Here is a 21,333-nt window from a genome sequence, read left to right on the forward strand (position 1 = left end):
AGCTGGATGGAGTTGCGGCACGAGGAGATCGTCCAACTGGCACGCCAGGAAGGACGAGTTCACGTTGAAGCGCTTGCCGAGCGCTTTGCCGTGAGCGTCCAAACGATCCGCAAGGACCTTAACGATCTTTGCGCCAAGGGGGTTCTGACCCGCATCCATGGCGGGGCGGTTTATCCCTCGGGGATCGAGAATGTCGAATACGAGGCGCGCCGCCAGATCGCAGCGGCGGAAAAGGCCGCGATAGGGCGCGAGGTCGCCGGTCTTATACCTGATAACGCTTCATTGTTCATCAATATCGGAACGACCACGGAGGCCGTGGGTCAGGCGCTGACCGGGCACAAGGGGCTCATGGTCATCACCAATAACATCAACGTCGCCAATAAGATGCGTGTCTACCGCGATTGCGAGGTGGTGATTGCCGGCGGCATCGTTCGGGGTTCGGATGGTGGCATCGTGGGCGAGGCCGCCGTCGATTTCTTCCGCCAGTTCAAGGCCGATTACGCCGTGATCGGCGCTTCGGCCATCGATCCAGACGGCGCCCTGCTCGATTACGATTTCCGGGAAGTGAAGGTGGCACAGGCGATCATAGCCAATGCGCGGCATGTCGTGCTCGCGGCCGACGCAACCAAGTTCGAGCGGACCGCGCCGGTGCGTATTGCTCACATCAGCCAGGTCGATACCTTCGTAACCGACCGTTGCACCAATCCCGACTTGCGGGCGCGGTGCGCCGAAGCGGGGGTGCGGCTGATTGAAATTTCCGTGTGAGCCATTTCGATTGACTTTCTTTTTTCTTCGTAATTATTTCGCTTGAGTTTCTTTGTGGTGAGGGCATGGAGACACGGGACGAAAGTCGTCAGCACGGGTCGGGCAGGAAACGAAAAAATAGGGCTCGAAAATTTTGTGAAGCCCAAACCCTTCGGCCGGCACAATATGCCTGACTGACGGGGCAAGCCTGGGGAGGAAAAGACATGGCAGGGCACATTATTGCCATCGATCAGGGCACGACATCGACAAGGGCGATCGTCTTTGATGCGAACATGAAGCCGGTCGGATCGGCGCAAAAGGAATTTCCTCAGCATTTCCCACACTCAGGCTGGGTCGAGCATGACCCCGAGGACATATGGTCCAGCGTTGTCTGGTCGGTCCGGACCGTCCTTGAAAAAGCCGGCCTTGGGGCCGGGGACGTCGCCGGCGTCGGCATCACGAACCAGCGCGAAACCACGCTCGTTTGGGACCGGGTGACGGGTGAACCGATCCATAATGCCGTTGTCTGGCAGGACCGGCGCACCGGTCCCATTTGCGACGCCTTGCGGTCCGAGGGGCATGAAGCGGCATTCTCCGCGCGCACCGGCCTCATCCTCGATCCCTATTTTTCCGGAACCAAGATCAAATGGCTGCTCGATAACGTCAAAGGAGCGCGGCAGAAGGCAGAGAGGGGCGAGTTGGCCTTCGGTACGGTGGACAGCTTCCTCATCTGGCGGCTGACCGGCAGAAAGCAACACCTGACCGATGCGACCAATGCCAGCCGCACTTTGATCTTCAACATCCGCGAGAACCGTTGGGATGAACAACTGGCGGAGATCCTCAGTGTGCCGATGTCGATGCTGCCCGAGGTTCGCAATTGCGCCGACGACTTCGGATTGACCGATCCTGAGCTATTCGGCGCCGCGATCCCTATTCTCGGTGTAGCTGGAGACCAGCAGGCAGCTACCATCGGTCAGGCGTGCTTCTCGCCGGGAATGTTGAAATCGACCTACGGGACGGGCTGCTTTGCTGTGCTCAACACGGGTGAGCAGTTTGTCGCCTCGCAAAACCGCCTGCTGACCACCATCGCCTATAGGCTCGACGGTCAGACCACTTATGCGCTCGAAGGCTCGATTTTCATTGCCGGGGCGGCAGTGCAATGGCTGCGCGACGAGTTGGGCATCGTCAAGGCTGCCGCTGACACGGGACCCTTGGCGCTCGAGGCCGATCCCAACCAGGACGTTTATCTCGTGCCCGCCTTCACTGGGCTCGGTGCCCCATGGTGGGACACGGATGCCCGCGGGGCGATCTTTGGGCTGACGCGCGGATCGGGCGCGGCGGAAATCGCGCGTGCCGCGCTCGAATCCGTATGTTACCAGACTCACGACCTCCTTTCCGCCATGCACAAGGATTGGTCGGCCGAGGGTGGGGAGACGGTGCTGCGTGTCGATGGCGGCATGGTGGCGTCGGACTGGACCATGCAGTTCCTCGCCGACATCCTCGATGCGCCGGTGGATCGCCCCACCAACCTCGAAACGACGGCGCTCGGAGCGGCATGGCTTGCCGGATCGCGAGCCGGTATCTGGCCCGACAAAGAAGGGTTCGCGAAAAACTGGGCGCGCGACAGGCGTTTCGAACCGCAGATGGACGAAGAGATGCGCGAGCGCAAACTGGCCGGCTGGGCCGACGCCGTCAGACGGACACTTTCGGGTTATGGGAACTGATTTCAACCACTTGCGTTCGCCAGCCGATCGTGGTGTTCTGGTTTCCCCGCGTGGAATACACGTAAACCGAACCTGATCCGAATATCGTCATGAAAAGTGCTGCCCGCAAGGACCGCGCCCCGCGCCGCAGCGATGGGCCTGCGATCTACACCATTGCCGAACTCGCCGATACTTTCGGCATTACGCACCGCGCCCTCCGTTTTTACGAGGACAAGGGCATGCTTCGCCCGCGCAGGGTCGGCAACCGCCGTCTCTATTCCAACCGCGACCGCCTGCGCCTGCGCATCATCCTCGACGGCAAGCAGGTCGGGCTGACCCTGCGCGAGATTCAGGAATACCTCGATACCTACGACCTACGGGACGGTTCGTACGACCATTTGCGCCGAGCAATCGACAAGGTGCACCACCAGCGGCACCTGCTCCAGCAGCGCCGCGCGGCTATCGAAAAGTCGCTCACCGAACTGGCGCGCGTGGAAAAGATCATAGAGGGAATGCTCGCTGAGCCGCAGGACCCCGACGGGCAGGGCGATATCATCTAGGACGACAAGCCATATGTCGAACTTGTGTCACCCCGCGCAATCCGCTAGAGGCGAAAGGGTAAGCGGGGAAACGGCACATGAGCCATCGCATCATCATCGTTGACGACCACCCACTTTTCCGTTCGGCCTTACGCCAGACGCTTGAAGGCGAAACGAACGGATTTGTCTTTGAGGAAGCCGGCGATATCGAGGGGCTTTCGGGGGCGCTCGAAGCCAACCGCGATTGCGACCTCGTGCTGCTCGATCTCAACATGCCTGGCGTGCGCGGCTTTTCGGGGCTGCTTCTGCTCCGCGCGCAGTTCCCGGACGTGCCGGTGATGGTTGTTTCCGCGGTGGAGGATCCCTCGGTCATCCGCCGGTGCTTCGATCTGGGCGCCTCCGGTTATCTCTCGAAATCGGAAAGCGCGGCGCGTATCCGAAGCTCGATCGATACCGTGCTTGCCGGCGGCCTATGGCTGCCCGAGGGCGTTTCTCTCGAAAGCGAGGGCGACGAGGACGAGCAGTCCGAAATGCTCGCTCGCCTTGCAACGCTCACGCCCCAGCAGGTGCGCGTCCTGATGATGCTTTCGGACGGGCTCATGAACAAGCAGATCGCCTACGAGCTTTCGATCTCGGAGGCGACCGTCAAGGCCCACGTTTCCGCCATTCTGCAAAAGCTCAACGTCGACAGCCGCACGCAGGCGGTGATAGCCGCGTCCAAGATCGAGCAGGGCCAATTCGCCCAACTCGTCGATGGGGTGGAAGAGGTCTAGCCCGGCAGGGCTTCGGGGGCATATTGCGCGGCAAATCCCCCCTTGGGCGGGATCGGCTTGATGAGGTCGATCAGGACACCATTGGGATCGGCGGTAATGAAATGACGCTGGCCGAAATCTTCATCGCGCAGATCGAGCAGGATGGGGAGGCCCTCTGCCCGCAACCGGGCGTATTCGGCGTCCACGTCCTCGACCTCAAAGTTGATGAGAAGCCCCGACACCTTGCCGCGGCCTGAAACAGGGATGGTCTCGTGCGAACCATCGAGGATGGCGAGATTGATGCGGGGATTGCTCACCGATTGCAGGTGCACGTACCAATCGCTGTCAAAGAGCGATTTGAAGTTGAAATGAGCGACGTAGAACGCCGCGGTTGGACCGACTGCATCGGTCATGATGACGGGATAGTAGCTGGTGACGCGCATGAGGCTTTCCTTTCGCAGCCAATAAACATACAGTATGTATGTAAATACGAATTAACGTACAGTCTGCATGTATGCAAGTGGAAATGGAAATGCGAAGATCGAACAAGGACCGCTCCGAGGCGACTCGCGCTGCGCTGATCGCTGCAGGGCGCGCGCTCTTCATCGAAAAGCCCTACGGAGATATCGGCACGCCCGAGATTGTCAGGAACGCAGGGGTGACGCGCGGGGCTCTCTATCACCACTTCGCCGACAAACAGGCGCTGTTCGCCGCCGTGGCCGATGCCGAAGCTGCCGCAGTAGCACGCGAAATCGAGCGATCGTCGCCGGAAAACACATCACCCCTCGAGGCGCTACTTGCCGGGGGCCGCGCCTATCTCGACGCCATGTCGGTGCCTGGCCGCACCCGCCTGCTCCTGATCGATGCACCTGCCGTGCTTGGCCACGCCGAGAGCAGGGCCATAGATATGTGCTATAGCGCTCGCACACTGCGCGAGGGACTGTCGATAGCGATGGGCGCCGGCGCGCTCCCCGACCTGCCGCTCGATCCTTTGACCGACATGATCTCGGCTGCCTTCGATCAGGCCGCGCTCGATATCGATTCCGGCGCCAGCCGCGAAGACTGGGAAAGGGTGCTTGGCGCAATGATCCGGGGATTGTTGAAATAGCCACATTCCTTGGCCATAATGCCGGCCATTGGAACTCACGCAGTGGAGAATGAAATGAAAGCGCATCTGTCCAACAAGAAAGGAGAAATCGAAATCAAGGACATGATGCTTCATGCTGTTCCAATTTCCATGGCCGGGGGCGAACGCCGAACCGCGCCTTAGCAACTTCCTGAAAAAATACCGCCGGTCTGCCAATGCCGATGCGGACACGCATCGGCGCCGCACGCGCCTGCGCCGATTCATTGGTTATTACCGGCCGCACCTGCCGATATTGTTTGCCGACCTGGGCAGCGCGGTCCTGATCGCGGCGACGGCGATTGCCCTGCCGCTCTGCGCCAATTATTTGACCACGCGCATTTTCGAGCATCCGGATGCTTCCGATGCCATAGCGCACATCGTTGCCACAGGCGGACTCATGCTGGGGCTGTTAGGCCTGCAGCTGCTCGCGATTTTCATTGTGGATTATCAGGGGCACATGATGGGCGCCCGGATCGAGGCCACCGTCCGCAAGGAGCTGTTCGATCACTGCCAGAAACTCTCGTTCAGCTTTTACGACCGCAGCCGCGTCGGGCAACTCATGAGCCGCATCACCAACGACTCGCTCTGGATCGGGGAACTGTTTCACCACGGCCCCGAAGACATTGCGATCGGCTTTCTGAAGTTCGCGGGAGCGATGGCGGTACTCTGGTATATTGATCCGGTGCTGGCCGGAATGGTGGCGATCCTCATTCCGTTCGCCATTCTACATGCACTCCGCGCAAACGGCCGGATGAACCGTGCGCTTCTGGTGAGCAAGGAGCGTATCGCCGACGTCAACGAGCGGGTGGAAGATGCCCTGGCGGGAATCCGGGTCGTCAAGGCATTCACCAACGAAGCCTTGGAAGCGGAACGTTTCGATCGCGAGAACCAGCGCTTTGTGGAAAGCCGCCGGGCCGGTTATCGCGCCGAAGCCATGAGCTGGATCGGCGGCGAGGCATTTGCACAGATCGCCATCATCGTCGTGGTAACGGGCGGTGCGGTGCGTCTCATGTCGGGTGACCTGGCACTGCCGGGGATGCTGACGGCATTGTTGTGCGTCGCCGTGCTGGTCGATCCCATGCAGCGGCTCGCCAACTTTGTGCGGCTCTGGCAGGAGGGTTATACCGGCTTTAGCCGCGCCATGGATCTCCTCGATATCGCGCCCGACATCGTGGACCGGCCCGATGCCATCGAGATGGCTCCACCCGAGGGTAACGTCCGGTTTGAGAACGTTACGTTCCGCTATGGCGAAGGCCTGCCCCCGGTACTTGATGGGCTGTCCCTCGACATAGAGGCCGGTGAGTTCGTTGCCCTGGTCGGGGCTTCCGGCGTGGGCAAGTCGACGATCTGCGCGCTGATCCCGAGATTTTATGAAGCCGATGAGGGCGCCGTCACCGTCGATGGAACCGATATCCGTCGGGTAACGCTCGCTTCGTTGCGGCGCCATATCGGGATCGTTCAGCAGGATGTCTATCTCTTCGCGGGAACGGTAGCCGAAAACCTCCGTTATGGCCGACCCGATGCAACCCATGAGGAGATCGTCGCGGCGGCAAAGGCTGCCAATGCGCACGATTTTATCACGGCGTTGCCCAACGGGTACGATACCGATATCGGCCAGCGCGGGGTGCGGCTTTCGGGCGGGCAGAAGCAGCGCCTGACCATCGCCCGCACTTTCCTCAAGGATCCTGCCATCCTCATCTTCGACGAGGCCACCAGCGCGCTCGACAACGAAAGCGAACGCGCAGTCCACGAAGCACTGCTTGAGCTTGCCAAAGGCCGGACGACGATCGTCATCGCCCACAGGCTCTCGACGGTCAGGCATGCGGACCGGATACTCGTTCTGACACCCGACGGGATCGGGGAGGAAGGGACCCACGAGGACCTGATGGCAGCAGACGGGCTATACGCCGCGCTCCACAGGGAGCACGGACGGATATGACATTGGCGGCGGGGCGGCTTACCCGCCCCGCTTGCTGACCTGCGCCAGTAGCGCGCGCAGCGGCGCGGGCTTCACCGGCTTGTTGAGCACGGCGGTCCCGCGCGTTTCAGCGAGTCGGCGCACGGCCGGCGTGCGGTCGGCGGTGACAAGGATCGACGGGAGGTGTCCGCCCACGATCTGCTTGAGCCATTCGATGGCATCGAGACCTGATGTCTGCTCGAGATGGTAGTCCATCAGAACGAGGTCCGGTACCCAGCCCTCAAGCATGTTGAGCTGCGCGATTTCCTTGAGCGAGGTCGCGGTCCGGACCTCGCACCCCCAATTCTCCAGAAGCCCCGACATCGCATCGAGAATGTTGCGCTCGTTGTCGACGCAAAGGACGTTGAGCCCGGTAAACTGGGAATGGGGCTGCGGCTGGGGCGCGTCCTCCTTGATCGGCTCCAGCCGTCCACCGCCTGAGATGAGCGGCACCGATACCGAAAACCGCGACCCTTTTCCCACGATGCTGTCGATCTCCATGGGATGATCGAGCGCAGCGAGAATCCGCTGCACGATGGAAAGCCCCAACCCCAGACCCGGCGCGATCCGCGCGCCCGGTTCGAGACGGGAAAACTCCGTGAAAATGAGATTGTGCTGATGCCGGTCTATACCGATCCCGGTGTCGACAACATCGAGCCGCACGTTTTTGCCCCTCTTGCGGCATCCCACGAGCACCCGGCCACCAGGCCTTGTGTATTTGATCGCATTGGAAACGAGGTTCTGGATAACCCGCGCCAGTAGCAACCGGTCGGAGCGCACGATCAGGCTCGCGCCCACGACACGCAGGTTGATGTCCTTTTCGCGCGCCAGCGGCTGGAATTCGATCTCGATTTTCTTCAAGAGGTCGAGAACGTTGAAATTGGAGAGCGTGACCTTGAGTGCGCCCGAATCCATGCGCGAGATGTCAAGCAGGGTCGACATGATGTCTTCGACCGCATTGAGCGAAGCATCTATGGAGGCCGCGATATCGGCCATCGGCGTACCCCGAGTGCGCTCGAAGAGGGTCGATGTGTAAAGCCGCGCTGCGTTGAGCGGCTGCAGGAGATCGTGGCTGGCTGCGGCGAGAAACCGCGTTTTCTCGTGATTGGCCGCATCGGCCTTGGCGCGGGCTTTTTCCAGTTCGGCGTTAAGCAGCGTCAATGCCCGGGTGCGGTCGTCCACCCGCTCCTCCAGGGTATGGTTGATCTGCTCGAGCGCCGCCTCGGCCTTGATACGGTCGGTTACATCCGAAAAAGAAATGACGAGCCCTTGCCCCGGCATGGAACTGGTGTGGATCTCAAGATGACGCCCCAGAACCGACTGGCGCTGGGTGAGCGTCGCCGGTTCATGGGCGATCAGCCGCCTGCGCTGATCGGCCAGCACGTCCGGCGTGCCGGGACCCAGGTCGCCGCGCCGCGCAAGGAAAAGCAGGATGGCGTCGAGCGGCGTTCCCTCGGCCACGAGCGCGGGGGGAAGCGAAAGCCCGACACGATAGATTGTGTTGGCCAGCACCAGATTGAGCCCGGAATCGAACAATGCGATGCCATAGGGCAGGTGCTCGAGGGCGGCCCTCAGATGCGGGTCGGCCCGGACGGTTTGCAATGACGCTGCCATATCGGTCATGGGCGGTCGCGATCCTCCTGATCCTACCTCGCCCTCGTCCCTTCGGCTGTCAAGTTATCCCAATGGACAACCCGGGCGAACTGGGGCTAGCTTTCCCCGATCGGTCATCGCGGCCACTCAGGAGACAAATCATGTCCATGCTCAAGGAATTCAAGGAGTTCGCCGTTAAAGGCAACATGGTCGATATGGCCGTCGGCATCATAATCGGCGGTGCGTTCGGGACCATAGTATCCTCGCTGGTCGACGACGTGTTCATGCCGGTTATCGGCCTCGTGCTCGGCGGTGTCGATTTTTCGAACCTGTTTATCGTCCTTTCCAACCCTGACAAAGTTGCCGTCCCCTCCTTGGCCGTGGCCCAGGCCGCTGGCGTTGCGACTCTCAACATTGGGCTGTTCATAAACGCCCTCGTCAAATTCCTGATCGTCGCCTTCGCCCTGTTCATGGTGGTCAAGGGCATCAACATGCTCCGTCGCGAAAAGGAAGAAAAGCCCGCCGAACCTCCTGCGCCCCCGCGCGAGGAAGTGCTGCTTACCGAGATCAGGGATATCCTCAAGGCAAAAGAACAGTCGACCTGACGCTTTCGTATGTCGGACGCTATAGGTTCTGCGCTGCCGCCAGTGCGACATTCCGGGCCCACCCTTTGGCGCGTTCGAGTTCGCCTTCAACGAGCGGGCCTTCCGTGCCGGTCACGCAAAATCCTGCTGGCTGCGTGGCCATCCTGCATCCCCGAGCCTCAAGTTTCCGGTGGATGACATCGGCGGCGTAGCCTGCGACATCGAGCACCCAACGAAGCACAGCGGGCTTAATCTCCACTGGGGCAATCCGCGTATCGAATGCAGCGGCGGCGAGACCGGACAACGCGGTGCCGTCGAGCGCATTTAGAAAATCCAAGATGGCTGGCGTCGGGCGGAAGGCATGGGTGGGCGACCCCACGATCAGGGCCGTTACGCCGCGCAGTGTCGTACCGGCCTCGGTTACCGAAGCAACCCGGACACTATGAGTGCCGGCAAGTTCAGCCGCCATCGCCTGAGCGATGGCCTCGGTATTGCCGTAGGTGCTGTCATAGACGATGAAGACCGACATTAGCCGCTCCTGTGCAGGTCTGGCCACCGTGCGTCGGTTCCACTCGGACAGCATTGATTTCGGTCAACAACGTGCCTTGCGTGACTAAAAGGGGACAACAAGGAGCCATTGGCACCTCTGCCGGCGTGCCAAGAAAAACAACGGCCGCCAGCAGGACTGGCGGCCGCTTGCAACGCGATGCCGATACGCCAGCCTACCCGCCAACGGTCGGAAGGGTAAGATCGCCCGCGGTCAGCTTGTTGGCCATCAGTCGCGACATATCGAAATCGCGCTTGAGCCCGAGCGTTTCCCAGACCGCAATCAGGGCGTCGCACAGCGCGGCAATCATGTCGTCGGTATGATAAGGGGTTGGTGTGATCCGCAACCGTTCGGTGCCCTTGGGAACCGTCGGGTAGTTGATCGGTTGGATATAGACACCATACCGGTCCATCAGCATGTCGCTGGCGGCCTTGCATTGGCGCGCATCGCCCACGATCAGCGGGACGATATGGGTTTCCGTCGGCATCACGGGTAGCCCCGCTTCGGCAAGGATATGTTTGACGCGATTGGCTTGGCGCTGATGGGCTTCGCGCTCGGCGGTCGAGGATTTGAGGTGTTCGATAGACGCGCGTGCCGCCGCGCAGAGCGCGGGGGGCAGGGCGGTGGTGAAGATGAATTCCGGCGCATAGGACCGCACTGCGTCCACGATCGAAGTGTTGGCGGCGATATAACCACCCATCACGCCGAAGCCCTTGGCCAGTGTGCCCTCAATGATGTCGATGCGGTCCATAAGCCCGTCGCGCTCACAGATGCCGCCGCCGCGGGGCCCATACATGCCGACGGCGTGAACCTCGTCGATGTAGGTGAGGGCGTTGTATTCCTCGGCAAGGTCGGCAATCTGCTCTATCGGGGCGATGTCGCCATCCATCGAATAGACCGACTCGAAGACGATGAGTTTGGGCCGCGCCTTGCCGGCCGCCGCGAGCAGTTCGCGCAGATGCCCGACGTCATTGTGGCGGAAGATCTTTTTCTCCATGCCCGATTGCCGCACCCCGGCGATCATCGAGGCGTGGTTGAGCTGGTCGGAAAGGATCAGGCAGTCGGGGATCAGCCGTCCGATGGTTGAAATTGCCGCTTCGTTGGAGACGAACCCTGAGGTGAAAACCAGCGCTGCTTCCTTGCGGTGGAGATCGGCAAGCGACCGCTCAAGTTCCACCAGTGGTCGGTTCGTACCCGAAATATTGCGCGTGCCGCCGGCACCCGCGCCGATCTTGCCGGCCGTTTCCTGCATGGCGGCAATAACCTTGGGGTGCTGGCCCATGCCGAGATAATCGTTGGAGCACCAGATGACGATTTCGCGGGGATTGTCCGCTGCATCGCGATAGATGGCGCGGGGAAACTGTCCCGCCACGCGTTCAAGGTCGGCAAAGACCCGGTAGCGCTTTTCTTGGCGAAGAGCATCGACTGCGTCTTCAAATATGCCGCGATAGTCCATGAGGCCTACTCCAGCGGTACCTCTTGAATAGCCCCGGAAAGGGCATCGGCGGGCACCTTGCAAGGTTTATGTCCGGTTACGGCCCGAAGCCGCGTCGTCCGGTTTAACGCCAGTTTTTAGTGTGAGACATGATCGAGATCAAATGGTCAACCCGTAGCGAAAATTTCCGGCACGACTTTCATCAGACCACCCCGGAACTTCGGCAGGCATATGTTATGAGGTTCGTATCGGTTTTTCCAGCGCGACCCAATGACGCGAGCGGGCCGCGTCTGCGGTGGCAAGGGGGGCCATGAAGCCTTTTTTAACCTTAAAATCGCTAACATGTTGCTAGTGCCATCCCTCTTGACCCGAGCGAGTAAATGAGCGCCTTGCCTGCATACGAGCCGTCACCCTTGGCGGAACGCCTCGAATTCCTGGGGCTCGATAGGAAGGCTCTGGCGCGGCTCGTGACGATATCGCCGTATGTTGCACCCCATATCGAACCGGCCTTGGCAGGGTTCTATGCGACTGTGGCAAAGACTGCCGAGGTTTCGGCATTCTTTTCCAATCCTGCACATATGGAGCATGCCAAAAGCAAGCAGGCCCTGCATTGGAAAGCAATTGCCGAGGGCAGGCTGGACGAAAACTATTATCGCTCGAGCCTCGCCATCGGTGAACGCCACGCCGCGATCGGTCTCGAGCCGAAATGGTATATCGGCGGTTATGGTTTAATCGCCGAAACGATCGTCAAAGGTGTCATTGCCGACTGGATGGCAGTCGAGACGGAAAAGGCGGGCAAGCGAAACCCCGCGGATTGGAAGGTGGCTGCAGAGGAAATGGCAGCCGGCCTAGCTGAACTCGTCAAGGCTATCATGGTCGACATCGACCTCGCTGTTTCCACCTATTTCTCCCGTCTCGAAGCCGATCTTGAAGCCTCCCGCGCGGCCGCCGAGGAGACCGCGCAAGCACAGCAGAAGGTGCTGAGCATCACGGGAGAAGCGCTCGGACGCCTAGCCCAAGGGGAGGTCTGTGTCCGAATCGACGAGCCTTTTGAAGGCGAGTTCGACAAGCTCCGGACGGACTTCAACGCCGCCGCTTCCGGGCTCGATGAAGCGTTGACGTCAATAAGCCGCTCGGTTGAAGCCATAAGCCGCGATGCTGACACCGTTGCCGGAACGGCAGCCGATCTCACAGACCGGATGACAAAACAGGCCTCCGCCATCGAACAATCGGCCGCGGCGCTCGACGAAGTGACAGGCGCAGTCAACGATTCCGCGTCGGGCACGAGCGATGCGGCGCGAATTGCCGAGGGTGCCAATGCGGCGGCCAAGGAAGGCGGCACCGTCGTGGAAGGCGCCATAGAGGCCATGGGGCGGATTGAGCAATCGTCGGCCAAGATTTCTTCGATTATTTCGGTAATCGACGAAATCGCTTTCCAGACGAACCTCCTCGCCCTCAATGCAGCCGTAGAGGCGGCGCGCGCCGGCGAAGCCGGGCGCGGTTTTGCCGTGGTGGCAACTGAAGTGCGTTCGCTTGCCCAGCGCAGCGCCCAAGCCGCAAAAGATGTTTCGAGCCTGATCCAGCAGTCGTCGAGCGAGGTCGCCACCGGTGTCGGCATTGTGCAAAAAACCGGCGACGCTCTCGCTGGTATCGTGGCTCAGGTTGGCCAAATCTCCCAGCATATGCGGAATTTCTCCGCATCGGCGACCCAGCAGGCCAGCGTTCTCAATGAAATAAACGCGGCGATCGTTCAGCTCGACCGCCTGACCCAGGAAAATGCGGGAGGCGTGGCTCAGACGAGCGAAGCCGGGCGCGATCTTGCAATGGAAGTCGCTGAACTGCGCGAGCGGCTAAAGGCGTTCCGAACAACGGCGTAAGGGCGCAACGCCAAGACGCCAGACTGTAATTGTGGCAAAAAGTCACATAAGAATCCACGAAGAGCGGCGGGCTCCACTTTCCTGCCGCAATGTCATCTATAGCTTCGGGCCAGCACAAATAAAGGCGGTACTTTGACCATGAAAAAATTCGCAGTCGCCATCTCGCTTTTGGGCGCCGTGACACTTGCAGGGTGCACCACGACGAATCCCTATACCGGGCAAAGCCAGATTTCCAATACCGCAGGCGGCGCGCTGATCGGTGCTGGCGGTGGTGCCCTGGCCGGCGCGCTCATCGGTGCGGGCACGGGCGGAGACGCGCGCGTCGGAGCCCTGATCGGTGCGGGCGTCGGCGCTCTGGCCGGTGGCGCCATTGGTAATTACATGGATCAGCAGGAAGCCGAACTGCGCGCCCAGCTTCAAGGGACCGGCGTGTCGGTGACCCGCGTGGGCGACAATATTGTCCTCAACATGCCCTCCAACATCACCTTCGGCGTCAACCAGTCGGACGTGCAGCCGCAGTTCCAGAACACGCTGCGCTCAGTGGCGCTCGTGCTCCAGAAATATAACCAGACGCTTGTCGATATCGTCGGGCATACTGATTCGACCGGCTCTGCGAGCTACAACCTGACCCTCTCGCAGCAGCGTGCCACTTCTGTAGCCCGTGTACTCTCGCAGAATGGCGTCGATTCGCGTCGTTTCTTTGTCGAGGGTCGCGGCTTCTCGCAGCCGATCGCGTCAAACGACACCGAAACAGGTCGCGCGCAGAACCGGCGCGTGGAAATCCAGATCATCCCCATCCGCGGTTGATCCAAAGCACTTCGCAAACATGTCTCGTGGAGCGTCCGGCAACGGGCGCTCCATTTTTTTCTCGATGGGCTCGCCGGGTTACCACCAGTGCTTTTGATGCGTCTCGTGATGCATCTGGGAAAGGGCGTAGCCAATTCCGATGCCGATGGCCGCTGCCAGGGTCAGCGCTGTGGTCGCACCTGTGGGATTTTTCCGGGCGACCTTTGCGACGGCCTTGGCCTCGTCCTGGGCATAATGCGTGACCCGCTGCACGTTCTTTGTGGCACCGCCGAAAAGGCCCTTGGCATCCTTGCGCAGATGATCGACATCAAGACCGTTGCCTTTCAGCGAGCGGCTGATCGAATGAATCTGCCCGCGCAACTCGGCAATCTGCGCCTCAATGGCTTGACGGGCGTCATGGGCGAAGTGTTCCTGCGCCATGGTAGTTCTCCGTAGTTCGTGGGTGTAACACCACCAACGGCCCACCGACGCTTGCGGTTCCCAACGGTTCGACTTGTAGGAAAAATGGTGCTGCTGGCGAGGATTGAACTCGCGGCCTCTCCCTTACCAAGGGAGTGCTCTACCACTGAGCTACAGCAGCCTGAACGAGCATCGGGCCGGGGCCCGACGAATGCGGGCCGTTACTGCCACACGCCATCTGTGGACGCAAGGGCAAAAAACTGGCATCAGACACACCAGTATTAATCTCCATATTTGTCGATAATGGCTAAGTCCGACCGCGATCAAAGATTGGCCGCAAAGCTCCGGGAAAATCTCAAACGCCGCAAAATGCAGGCGCGGGCGCGCAAAACCGCCGAGGCGCCCAACCCGGAGGATAGCAGTGATCGCGACCGAGCTCCCGTCTCCCGCCAAGTTCCCCCTTCCGAAGGCACCGATTAGCCAGCCTTAACTGCACCCCCTTCGCCTTGCAGCAACCTGCCCGCTGCGTTACCAGTCCCCCTGAACGCCTCTTCGTTCCGATCCGCGCCGATTCCCACGGCTCAAGGAGTACCTTATGGACCGTATCCGTCTTGTCGGTGGCCACGAACTCAACGGTGAAATCCCGATCTCCGGCGCAAAGAATGCCGCGCTGCCGTTGATGATCGCCTCGATGCTCACCGATGAGCCGCTCGTCCTGCTCAACGTCCCGCGATTGGCGGACGTCAAACAGCTTGAGCGGATACTGGAAAATCACGGCGTCGATATCGCCGTGCACGGCCGCCGCCGGGGCGATACCGACATGGGCGGGCAGCGTATCACGTTTACGGCTTCCGACATTGTCGATACGACCGCACCCTATGAGCTGGTTTCCACCATGCGCGCGAGTTTCTGGGTCATAGGTCCGCTTCTGGCGCGCGAGGGCGAGGCGCGGGTTTCTCTGCCCGGCGGCTGCGCCATCGGCACGCGGCCGGTCGATTTCTATCTCGATGGGTTACGTGCGCTTGGCGCACAGATCGATATCGATGAGGGCTATGTTGTCGCGCGTGCGCCCGGCGGGCGATTGAAGGGCGCTAGGGTGCGTTTCCCCAAGGTCTCTGTCGGCGCGACCCATGTGGTGATGATGGCCGCAACGCTGGCCGAAGGCACGACCATCATTGAAAACGCGGCGCGCGAGCCCGAAGTCGCAAACCTCGCCGAATGTCTTGTGGCAATGGGCGCAAAGATTTCCGGGATCGGCACCGACCATCTTGTTATCGAGGGCGTCGAAAGGCTTGGCGGCGCGATTCACGAAGTCCTGCCCGACCGGATCGAAACCGGAACCTACGCTTTCGCGACGGCAATGACAGGGGGCAACGTGCTGCTGCGCGGGGCACGACCGGAACTCCTGCAATCCGCACTCGACGTGCTGATGCAGACTGGCGCGGAGGTAATCGCCCAAGAGGGCGGAGTGCGCGTCATGCGCAACGGCAATGGCATTCAATCGGTCGATATCGAGACCGAGCCCTTTCCCGGCTTTCCCACCGATCTTCAGGCGCAGTTCATGGCGCTGATGACGCGCTCCACCGGCGTCTCGGCGATCAAGGAAACGATCTTTGAAAACCGGTTCATGCATGTCGCAGAGCTCGCCCGCTTTGGCGCGCGGATCAGCGTCGATGGCCAGACGGCGCGTGTCACCGGCGTGCCCGAGCTCAAGGGTGCGCAAGTCATGGCCACCGATCTTCGTGCATCGGTATCCCTCGTGATCGCCGGTCTCGCGGCCCGCGGCGAAACGGTCGTCAACCGCATCTACCATCTCGATCGCGGCTTCGAGCGCCTCGAAGACAAGCTCTCCCGCTGCGGCGCACAGATCGAGCGGATCGCCGGTTAACGCAAGACGAGTTTCTCCCTTGCACTTTGGTGTGCAAATGCCCAGATGTGCGCCATGAAAACGGCAAGCAATCCAAAGGCGATCATGACCGAACTCAAGCTGCTGGCGCTCGATAGCGAAGATCTCGATATCGTGTCCGCCCATGTGCAGGATGCTGTGGTGCGGGTCGGGGACATGGGGTTTGCCAAGGCCGACCGCCGGTTCGTGATGCTCATGAACCGCTACGCCTGGGAAGCGGGCGACACGCGCGGTCGCGGCGAGCGGCGACGTGCCGGACTGCATTTCGATTTCGTCAACGCCGCGCACGCCCAGGGTTTCGACCTAAAGGCAAAGGACGGTGTGCTGGAATTGCTCGCCGTGCGGTTCCTCCCCGGCGAGGAGCCCGGCGGAGAGGTCTTGCTCACCTTTGCCGGCGGTGGCACGGTGCGGCTCGAGGTTGAGTGCCTCGAAGCCCGGCTGCGAGATCTCGGGGGTGTCTGGGCGGCAAAGGCTCAACCCCGGCACGATATCGATTAACGAGAGCCTGTCCCGCTTCATGCCTGTCTGTCTCAATTCCGCCGATCACGGCTTCGCGCACGCTTTCCACGCGCTCTTGGGCTCGAAACGCGAATCCTCGGTCGAGGTCGGCGATACGGTCGCTGCGATCATTGCCGATGTGCGCCAGCGTGGCGACGCGGCGCTGATCGCGCTGACCGAACAGTTCGACAAACTTTCTCTGGCCCCCGAAACGCTGCGTTTTTCCGAAGCCGAGATCGAAACCGCATATGCAGCGGTTTCCAGCGAAGTCCGAGCCGCGCTCGAACTGGCGCACCGACGTATTACGTCCCACCATCAAAAACAGTTGCCCGCCGACACGAGCTACACCGATGAAATCGGCGTGACGCTCGGTGCGCGCTGGACGGCGATCGAGGCCGTGGGGCTTTATGTGCCTGGCGGATTGGCCTCCTACCCGTCGTCGGTGCTCATGAATGCCGTGCCCGCCAAGGTTGCGGGGGTCGAGCGCCTTGCGATGGTCGTCCCCACCCCGCGTGGTGAGGTGAACCCGGCCATTCTCGCTGCCGCCAAGATAGCCGGTGTAACGGAAATCTACCGCATCGGCGGCGCGCAGGCCGTTGCCGCGCTCGCCTACGGCACCGAAACGATCGCGCCGGTCTACAAGATCGTCGGCCCAGGCAATGCCTATGTCGCAACGGCCAAGCGGCAGGTTTTTGGCACCGTGGGCATCGATATGATTGCCGGCCCTTCCGAAGTGCTCATCATCGCCGACGAAACGGCAAATCCCGCCTGGCTCGCCGCCGATCTTCTGGCGCAGGCCGAGCACGGGGCAGGGGCGCAGTCGGTGCTGCTGACCACCAGCCAGAAGATTGCCGACGCCACCGCAGCGGAAGTCGAGCGCCAGCTCGCAGCGCTCCGCGCGCCGGACAATGCGCGCGCTGGCTGGGACGAATTCGGCGCAATTATCGTCGTGCAATCGCTCAACGAGGCGGTGGAGATCGCCAATCGATTCGCCTCCGAGCACGTCGAGCTCGCGCTCGATGCGCCGCAGCCCGTGCTCGCAAAAATCCGCAACGCCGGGGCGATCTTTGTCGGGCATCATACACCCGAAGCCATCGGGGATTACGTCGGCGGCTCGAACCACGTCCTGCCGACCGCCCGCTCTGCCCGCTTTGCGTCCGGGCTGGGCGTGCTCGATTTCGTGAAACGCACCTCGATTCTCGAATGTTCGCCGTCGTCGCTCGCCCACCTTTCCGAGGCGACGGTGACGCTGGCTGAAACCGAGGGCCTGGAAGCGCATGGGCGATCGGTGTCGATCAGGTTGAATCGACAATGAGCAAACGGCCTTTCGATCCTAAAACCGACAGGATCGTCACGGTTACGCTCGACCCCAATACAATCACTTCGGTGAACCCCGACGAAGTGCACGAATGGCGCGTGGCCGTCTATGACCTCGTCGACGCGAACCAGTTCTATCCCGCCCGCGTCGCCGCCAGGGGCCCGTACGCGCTCCATCTTTCGATTGTCCACAACCACATCGTTCTCGATGTGCGCGATCCCGAAACCTTCAAGCCGATCGCCGCGCATTATCTTTCGCTGACACCGTTCCGCAGCCTTATCCGTGACTATTTCCGCATTCGCGAGAGCTATTACGAAGCGATCCGTTCGGCCTCGACCTATCAGATCGAGGCGGTGGACATGGGCCGCAGGGGGCTGCACAACCAGGCCGCCCAGCTCCTGATCGAACGGCTCGAGAACAAGCTCGTGATGGACCTCGAAACCGCCCGCCGGCTCTTCACCCTCATATGTGCGGTGCAGCCCTATGCAGCGCGCGTTTATGAGGGCGAGGGCGAACTGCCCACGGTCCTTTTCGTCTGCGCCATGAACTCGGTGCGTTCGCCCATTGCAGCGGCATTGGCGCGCAGGAACTTCCCCGGTCGACTCGTGGCCCGCTCGGCGGGCGTGCGCTCGGGCAAGGCGGATCACTTCGTGTATCAGGTGATGGACGAGGTCGGGATCGATATGTCGGTCCATACCCCCCACACGATGGACGAATTGATGGCCTCACATTTCGACATCATCATCACGCTCGCCGACGAGGCGAAAGATGCCGTCGAAGCACGAGGGCTCGAGGCGTCGATTACTGCGCATTGGCCGACGCCGGATCCGTCGGAAATCGAGGGAACGCGGGACGCCGTTCTGGAAGCGTATCGTGGCTTGCGCGATGCGCTCGACACACGGCTCCGCGGCAATCTCGGCCCCATGATCGCGCAAGTGGTGAAGGGCTGAACACCGGGCTTTCATTTGCTGGCATTTGCGGTTAGTTTGCGCGCCACATTCCGGGCCCCGGGGAAGTTGCGCGGGGCATCATCAGGAGAAAGAATGGCAAAGGAAGAAGTGCTCGAATTTCCGGGCGTCGTGACTGAATTGCTTCCCAACGCGACATTTCGCGTCAAGCTCGAGAACGATCACGAGATCATCGCCCACACCGCCGGGCGCATGCGCAAGAACCGTATCCGCGTTCTCGCGGGCGATAAGGTGCTGGTCGAAATGACCCCTTACGATCTCACCAAAGGCCGTATCACCTACCGCTTCAAATAACGCTTGAGGCCGAAGGGAGCCCCGTGTCCAGACGTCCCGAACTGATCCTGGCCTCGGCGTCCCCGCGCCGCCTCGCGCTCCTCAACCAGATCGGCATAGAGCCCGAACACCTCATTCCGGCGCATGTGGACGAAACGCCCGAGCGCGGCGAGCTGCCCCGCAAGCTTGCGCTGCGGCTCGCGCATGCGAAGGCGGTTGAGGTGCAGAAAAAGGCCAAGCAGGCCGGGCTGGCTGGCGACGCCATTGTGCTCGCGGCCGATACGGTTGTCGCCGTCGGTCGCCGTATTCTGCCCAAGGCCGAAACAATGGACGAGGCAGCAGGTTGCCTGCGCCTTCTTTCAGGCCGCGCCCACCGGGTATTCACGGGGCTCTGCGTCCTCTCCCCGTCCGGCCATGCGCGCGAGCGGCTGGTCGATACCCGCATCCGCTTCAAGCGGCTGTCCGCACGCGAAATCGAAGCCTATCTCGCCAGCGGCGAATGGACCGGCAAGGCCGGCGGTTACGCCATCCAGGGCATTGCTGGATCGTTCGTCGTCAAGCTGAGCGGCTCCTACAGCGCCGTGGTTGGTCTTCCGCTTTATGAGACGACCGGGCTCCTGGCCGGCGAGGGCTATCCCGTGCAATTCAACTGGCTCAATCCCATGGGCCTTTCGGGCGTCTGATGAGTGCCTCGGTCACAAGGCTGCGCAAGCCCAAGCCCTGCCCGATCTGCGGCAAGCCTTCTGTGCAGAAATTTCACCCTTTCTGCTCGGCCCGTTGCGCCGATCTCGACCTCGGGCGCTGGCTCAAGGGGTCTTACGTCATTCCCGGCAGGGACGGCGCCGCAAGCGGTGAAACGCCGCTGCCGCCCGATGAAGGCGATGAGGACAACTGACAGCGAATGGGCCGATTCGCGCTGCTGTGAGAAAAGCGCGAAACGGTCTCAATTTTGTCGTCCGGGTGCTGGACAGGCCCGATCCGAGCCCCTATAAACCGCCCGACCAACACCGGACGGCCACGCTGTCCTACCCCGGATGCCCAGGTAGCTCAGTTGGTAGAGCAGCGGATTGAAAATCCGCGTGTCGGCGGTTCAATTCCGTCCCTGGGCACCATTTCCCTTCCAGTTTTGTTTGTTTTCAATACCTTAGGCTCTGCCATTGTCCCACTTGTTGGCATCGGCGTTTCAGGTTGGACTTTTGGGGCCGGTAATCTTCGACAGCAAACCGCGTTGCGCCGGCATCAGCTAGCGTTGTCGCAACAAATCACCGTCCCGCCATACTGTCGCGCCATTGCCGAATCCCGATGGGGGTAATACCCTGCTCTTCGAGCATGTCGCAGGCCCGCCCGGTCTGGAAGAATTCGTATTCCCCGATTCTGCATCCGGCTTCTCCATTGAGCAGGCGGAAATCTCCGTCGGTGCTGAAATGAAGAGCAAGCCAACTTGTCCCCGCTAGGAGAGCAGAAAGAAGCTCTTCGTAAGCGGCGTCTCAGCCGTCGGGCCATCCCCAAGGGGTTTTGACCTGAAGATCGACGACGGGCTCGAGCGACTAATGCTCATGGCCATCATAAAAATCGGCCTCGCCGCGGCGCCAGTAGCCTGCGGCCTTGATAAGGTCAGGATCGTGTCCTTGCGCGATGAAATGGTCATGTATCACTTTTGACATATCTGCCTCCCCCGCAATGAAGACATAGGTCTGCTCCGACGGCATCGCGGCCGCCTTGACGGCCTCAATCAGGAAGGTTCCAGCGGAACGCTCGATCCATCTCAGATCGAGCGATGCTGCCGGGCTGAACGTCTGCCGTTCGGCGGAGTCAGCAATTTCGATGAACGCCATGACGCGGGCCTCGGCCGGCAGTTCCTCGATGCGACGGCCGATGGCCGGCAGCGCAGTCTCGTCGCCGATCAGCACATAGAAATCGAAGTCATCGCGCACAACGAACGAGGCACGCGGGCCACCCATGCCGAGCCGGTCCCGAGGTTTGGCGCGTGCCGCCCAATCAGCGGCGACGCCGCCGTCATGCAGGACGAAGTCTATCACCAGTTCGCACTTTTCCCTGTCGAAGCGTCGCGGCGTGTAGTCTCGTCCTTCCGGTGCGATTGTCCCCCCTGGCCAGTCGAGTCCATTGGGACCGGGTACCGGCAGCACCGGCTCAGCACCGGCCGAGGGAAAAAACAGTTTGACGTGGTCATCGTATGCCAACGACGGAAACTCTGCGAAGCTGGGGTCGGCTGAGGTGGCACTGGTCGAGCGGCGGGACGTCACGGGCTTCTTCCTCCGATGCCTCGCTGCGAGGACCGTTCGATGC

Annotated in this window: 22 protein-coding genes and 2 tRNA genes; 17 read left to right on the forward strand and 7 right to left on the reverse strand. The window is 61.2% G+C overall.

Annotation, left to right across the window (positions count from 1 at the left end):
• Positions 1-6: 6 nt before the first annotated feature.
• The 4 genes from I2G20_RS09260 (at position 7) to I2G20_RS09275 (ending at position 3,759) form a co-directional block, all read left to right on the forward strand.
• Entirely contained in the window at positions 7-765 is a 759-nt protein-coding gene (locus I2G20_RS09260) for a DeoR/GlpR family DNA-binding transcription regulator (protein ID WP_196259433.1), read from the forward strand.
• A 203-nt stretch (positions 766-968) separates the two neighbouring features.
• The gene (glpK, locus tag I2G20_RS09265; RefSeq protein ID WP_196259434.1) at positions 969-2,468 is read left to right on the forward strand and encodes a glycerol kinase GlpK; all 1,500 of its coding nucleotides are present in this window, start codon (positions 969-971) and stop codon (positions 2,466-2,468) included.
• A gap of 89 nt (positions 2,469-2,557) precedes the next feature.
• Positions 2,558-3,007 carry a MerR family transcriptional regulator gene (locus tag I2G20_RS09270; RefSeq protein WP_196259435.1) on the forward strand — a complete coding sequence of 150 codons (450 nt, stop codon included), beginning with the start codon at positions 2,558-2,560 and terminating at the stop codon, positions 3,005-3,007.
• A 77-nt stretch (positions 3,008-3,084) separates the two neighbouring features.
• The gene (locus tag I2G20_RS09275) at positions 3,085-3,759 is read left to right on the forward strand and encodes a response regulator (RefSeq protein ID WP_196259436.1); all 675 of its coding nucleotides are present in this window, start codon (positions 3,085-3,087) and stop codon (positions 3,757-3,759) included.
• On the opposite strand, the gene I2G20_RS09280 is transcribed toward I2G20_RS09275, so the two are convergent.
• On the reverse strand, positions 3,756-4,181 hold the full coding sequence (locus I2G20_RS09280; protein ID WP_196259437.1) for a VOC family protein: 426 nt from the start codon (positions 4,179-4,181) through the stop codon (positions 3,756-3,758). The two genes, I2G20_RS09275 and I2G20_RS09280, sit on opposite strands and share 4 nt — an antisense overlap.
• A gap of 71 nt (positions 4,182-4,252) precedes the next feature.
• On the opposite strand from I2G20_RS09280, the gene I2G20_RS09285 reads away from it, so the two are divergent.
• Together I2G20_RS09285 and I2G20_RS09290 are read left to right on the forward strand one after the other, a co-directional pair.
• Positions 4,253-4,846 carry a TetR/AcrR family transcriptional regulator gene (locus tag I2G20_RS09285; protein ID WP_196259438.1) on the forward strand — a complete coding sequence of 198 codons (594 nt, stop codon included), beginning with the start codon at positions 4,253-4,255 and terminating at the stop codon, positions 4,844-4,846.
• A gap of 112 nt (positions 4,847-4,958) precedes the next feature.
• The gene (locus I2G20_RS09290; RefSeq protein WP_196259439.1) at positions 4,959-6,803 is read left to right on the forward strand and encodes an ABC transporter ATP-binding protein; all 1,845 of its coding nucleotides are present in this window, start codon (positions 4,959-4,961) and stop codon (positions 6,801-6,803) included.
• A gap of 18 nt (positions 6,804-6,821) precedes the next feature.
• On the opposite strand, the gene I2G20_RS09295 is transcribed toward I2G20_RS09290, so the two are convergent.
• Positions 6,822-8,444: an ATP-binding response regulator gene (locus I2G20_RS09295; protein ID WP_196259440.1), complete on the reverse strand. Its 1,623-nt coding sequence runs from the start codon at positions 8,442-8,444 to the stop codon at positions 6,822-6,824.
• 137 nt (positions 8,445-8,581) lie between these two features.
• On the opposite strand from I2G20_RS09295, the gene mscL reads away from it, so the two are divergent.
• A complete protein-coding gene (mscL, locus tag I2G20_RS09300; protein WP_196259716.1) occupies positions 8,582-9,019 on the forward strand; it encodes a large conductance mechanosensitive channel protein MscL in 438 nt (145 codons plus the stop codon).
• A 19-nt stretch (positions 9,020-9,038) separates the two neighbouring features.
• Here mscL and I2G20_RS09305 read toward each other — a convergent pair whose 3' ends face one another.
• Positions 9,039-9,554: a flavodoxin domain-containing protein gene (locus I2G20_RS09305; RefSeq protein ID WP_196259441.1), complete on the reverse strand. Its 516-nt coding sequence runs from the start codon at positions 9,552-9,554 to the stop codon at positions 9,039-9,041.
• A 166-nt stretch (positions 9,555-9,720) separates the two neighbouring features.
• Complete coding sequence (gene hemA / locus I2G20_RS09310; RefSeq protein ID WP_196259442.1) at positions 9,721-11,001, reverse strand: 5-aminolevulinate synthase; 1,281 nt, start codon at positions 10,999-11,001, stop codon at positions 9,721-9,723.
• A 359-nt stretch (positions 11,002-11,360) separates the two neighbouring features.
• Between hemA and I2G20_RS09315 the strand changes: the two genes are divergently transcribed.
• Both I2G20_RS09315 and I2G20_RS09320 read left to right on the forward strand, forming a co-directional pair.
• Positions 11,361-12,857 carry a methyl-accepting chemotaxis protein gene (locus I2G20_RS09315; RefSeq protein ID WP_207747593.1) on the forward strand — a complete coding sequence of 499 codons (1,497 nt, stop codon included), beginning with the start codon at positions 11,361-11,363 and terminating at the stop codon, positions 12,855-12,857.
• Positions 12,858-12,995: 138 nt separating this feature from the next.
• Positions 12,996-13,664, forward strand: coding sequence for a YiaD family glycine zipper/OmpA-like lipoprotein (locus I2G20_RS09320; RefSeq protein WP_196259443.1), 669 nt, complete (start codon positions 12,996-12,998; stop codon positions 13,662-13,664).
• Positions 13,665-13,742: 78 nt separating this feature from the next.
• On the opposite strand, the gene I2G20_RS09325 is transcribed toward I2G20_RS09320, so the two are convergent.
• The gene (locus I2G20_RS09325) at positions 13,743-14,084 is read right to left on the reverse strand and encodes a hypothetical protein (RefSeq protein WP_196259444.1); all 342 of its coding nucleotides are present in this window, start codon (positions 14,082-14,084) and stop codon (positions 13,743-13,745) included.
• An 85-nt stretch (positions 14,085-14,169) separates the two neighbouring features.
• A tRNA-Thr gene (locus I2G20_RS09330) sits at positions 14,170-14,244 on the reverse strand.
• A 414-nt stretch (positions 14,245-14,658) separates the two neighbouring features.
• On the opposite strand from I2G20_RS09330, the gene murA reads away from it, so the two are divergent.
• The 8 genes from murA (at position 14,659) to I2G20_RS09370 (ending at position 20,138) form a co-directional block, all read left to right on the forward strand.
• The gene (murA, locus tag I2G20_RS09335) at positions 14,659-15,951 is read left to right on the forward strand and encodes a UDP-N-acetylglucosamine 1-carboxyvinyltransferase (RefSeq protein ID WP_196259445.1); all 1,293 of its coding nucleotides are present in this window, start codon (positions 14,659-14,661) and stop codon (positions 15,949-15,951) included.
• A gap of 54 nt (positions 15,952-16,005) precedes the next feature.
• The gene (locus I2G20_RS09340) at positions 16,006-16,467 is read left to right on the forward strand and encodes a DUF2948 family protein (RefSeq protein ID WP_343070322.1); all 462 of its coding nucleotides are present in this window, start codon (positions 16,006-16,008) and stop codon (positions 16,465-16,467) included.
• Positions 16,468-16,486: 19 nt separating this feature from the next.
• Positions 16,487-17,782 (forward strand): histidinol dehydrogenase, encoded by a 1,296-nt coding sequence (gene hisD, locus I2G20_RS09345; protein ID WP_196259719.1) that lies wholly within the window; start codon positions 16,487-16,489, stop codon positions 17,780-17,782.
• Entirely contained in the window at positions 17,779-18,735 is a 957-nt protein-coding gene (locus I2G20_RS09350; protein ID WP_196259446.1) for a UPF0262 family protein, read from the forward strand. Before hisD ends, I2G20_RS09350 begins: the two co-directional genes overlap by 4 nt.
• A gap of 93 nt (positions 18,736-18,828) precedes the next feature.
• Positions 18,829-19,047: a translation initiation factor IF-1 gene (infA, locus tag I2G20_RS09355; protein WP_014327290.1), complete on the forward strand. Its 219-nt coding sequence runs from the start codon at positions 18,829-18,831 to the stop codon at positions 19,045-19,047.
• Positions 19,048-19,070: 23 nt separating this feature from the next.
• Complete coding sequence (locus I2G20_RS09360; protein WP_196259447.1) at positions 19,071-19,709, forward strand: Maf-like protein; 639 nt, start codon at positions 19,071-19,073, stop codon at positions 19,707-19,709.
• The gene (gene yacG, locus I2G20_RS09365; protein WP_196259448.1) at positions 19,709-19,921 is read left to right on the forward strand and encodes a DNA gyrase inhibitor YacG; all 213 of its coding nucleotides are present in this window, start codon (positions 19,709-19,711) and stop codon (positions 19,919-19,921) included. The genes I2G20_RS09360 and yacG overlap by 1 nt, the downstream gene beginning before the upstream one ends.
• A 141-nt stretch (positions 19,922-20,062) precedes the next feature.
• A tRNA-Phe gene (locus tag I2G20_RS09370) sits at positions 20,063-20,138 on the forward strand.
• A gap of 435 nt (positions 20,139-20,573) precedes the next feature.
• Here the strand turns inward: I2G20_RS09370 and I2G20_RS17480 are convergent.
• Positions 20,574-21,290: an SIP domain-containing protein gene (locus tag I2G20_RS17480; protein WP_196259449.1), complete on the reverse strand. Its 717-nt coding sequence runs from the start codon at positions 21,288-21,290 to the stop codon at positions 20,574-20,576.
• Positions 21,291-21,333: the final 43 nt, after the last annotated feature.

This window comes from Pelagibacterium limicola, assembly GCF_015694405.1.
Classification (GTDB): Bacteria; Pseudomonadota; Alphaproteobacteria; order Rhizobiales; family Devosiaceae; genus Pelagibacterium; species Pelagibacterium limicola.

What these genes read in the sequence shown, in the direction of transcription:
- mscL (WP_196259716.1), top strand. Translation starts at nt 8,582, where the DNA reads ATGCTCAAGGAATTCAAGGAGTTCGCCGTTAAAGGCAACATGGTCGAT.
- murA (WP_196259445.1), top strand. Translation starts at nt 14,659, where the DNA reads ATGGACCGTATCCGTCTTGTCGGTGGCCACGAACTCAACGGTGAAATC.
- I2G20_RS09295 (WP_196259440.1), bottom strand. Translation starts at nt 8,444, where the DNA reads ATGACCGATATGGCAGCGTCATTGCAAACCGTCCGGGCCGACCCGCAT.
- I2G20_RS09270 (WP_196259435.1), top strand. Translation starts at nt 2,558, where the DNA reads ATGAAAAGTGCTGCCCGCAAGGACCGCGCCCCGCGCCGCAGCGATGGG.
- I2G20_RS09325 (WP_196259444.1), bottom strand. Translation starts at nt 14,084, where the DNA reads ATGGCGCAGGAACACTTCGCCCATGACGCCCGTCAAGCCATTGAGGCG.
- I2G20_RS09340 (WP_343070322.1), top strand. Translation starts at nt 16,006, where the DNA reads ATGAAAACGGCAAGCAATCCAAAGGCGATCATGACCGAACTCAAGCTG.
- I2G20_RS09290 (WP_196259439.1), top strand. Translation starts at nt 4,959, where the DNA reads ATGCTGTTCCAATTTCCATGGCCGGGGGCGAACGCCGAACCGCGCCTT.
- I2G20_RS09285 (WP_196259438.1), top strand. Translation starts at nt 4,253, where the DNA reads ATGCAAGTGGAAATGGAAATGCGAAGATCGAACAAGGACCGCTCCGAG.
- I2G20_RS09320 (WP_196259443.1), top strand. Translation starts at nt 12,996, where the DNA reads ATGAAAAAATTCGCAGTCGCCATCTCGCTTTTGGGCGCCGTGACACTT.
- hemA (WP_196259442.1), bottom strand. Translation starts at nt 11,001, where the DNA reads ATGGACTATCGCGGCATATTTGAAGACGCAGTCGATGCTCTTCGCCAA.
- I2G20_RS09275 (WP_196259436.1), top strand. Translation starts at nt 3,085, where the DNA reads ATGAGCCATCGCATCATCATCGTTGACGACCACCCACTTTTCCGTTCG.
- I2G20_RS09350 (WP_196259446.1), top strand. Translation starts at nt 17,779, where the DNA reads ATGAGCAAACGGCCTTTCGATCCTAAAACCGACAGGATCGTCACGGTT.
- I2G20_RS09280 (WP_196259437.1), bottom strand. Translation starts at nt 4,181, where the DNA reads ATGCGCGTCACCAGCTACTATCCCGTCATCATGACCGATGCAGTCGGT.
- infA (WP_014327290.1), top strand. Translation starts at nt 18,829, where the DNA reads ATGGCAAAGGAAGAAGTGCTCGAATTTCCGGGCGTCGTGACTGAATTG.
- glpK (WP_196259434.1), top strand. Translation starts at nt 969, where the DNA reads ATGGCAGGGCACATTATTGCCATCGATCAGGGCACGACATCGACAAGG.
- I2G20_RS09315 (WP_207747593.1), top strand. Translation starts at nt 11,361, where the DNA reads ATGAGCGCCTTGCCTGCATACGAGCCGTCACCCTTGGCGGAACGCCTC.
- hisD (WP_196259719.1), top strand. Translation starts at nt 16,487, where the DNA reads ATGCCTGTCTGTCTCAATTCCGCCGATCACGGCTTCGCGCACGCTTTC.
- I2G20_RS09260 (WP_196259433.1), top strand. Translation starts at nt 7, where the DNA reads ATGGAGTTGCGGCACGAGGAGATCGTCCAACTGGCACGCCAGGAAGGA.
- yacG (WP_196259448.1), top strand. Translation starts at nt 19,709, where the DNA reads ATGAGTGCCTCGGTCACAAGGCTGCGCAAGCCCAAGCCCTGCCCGATC.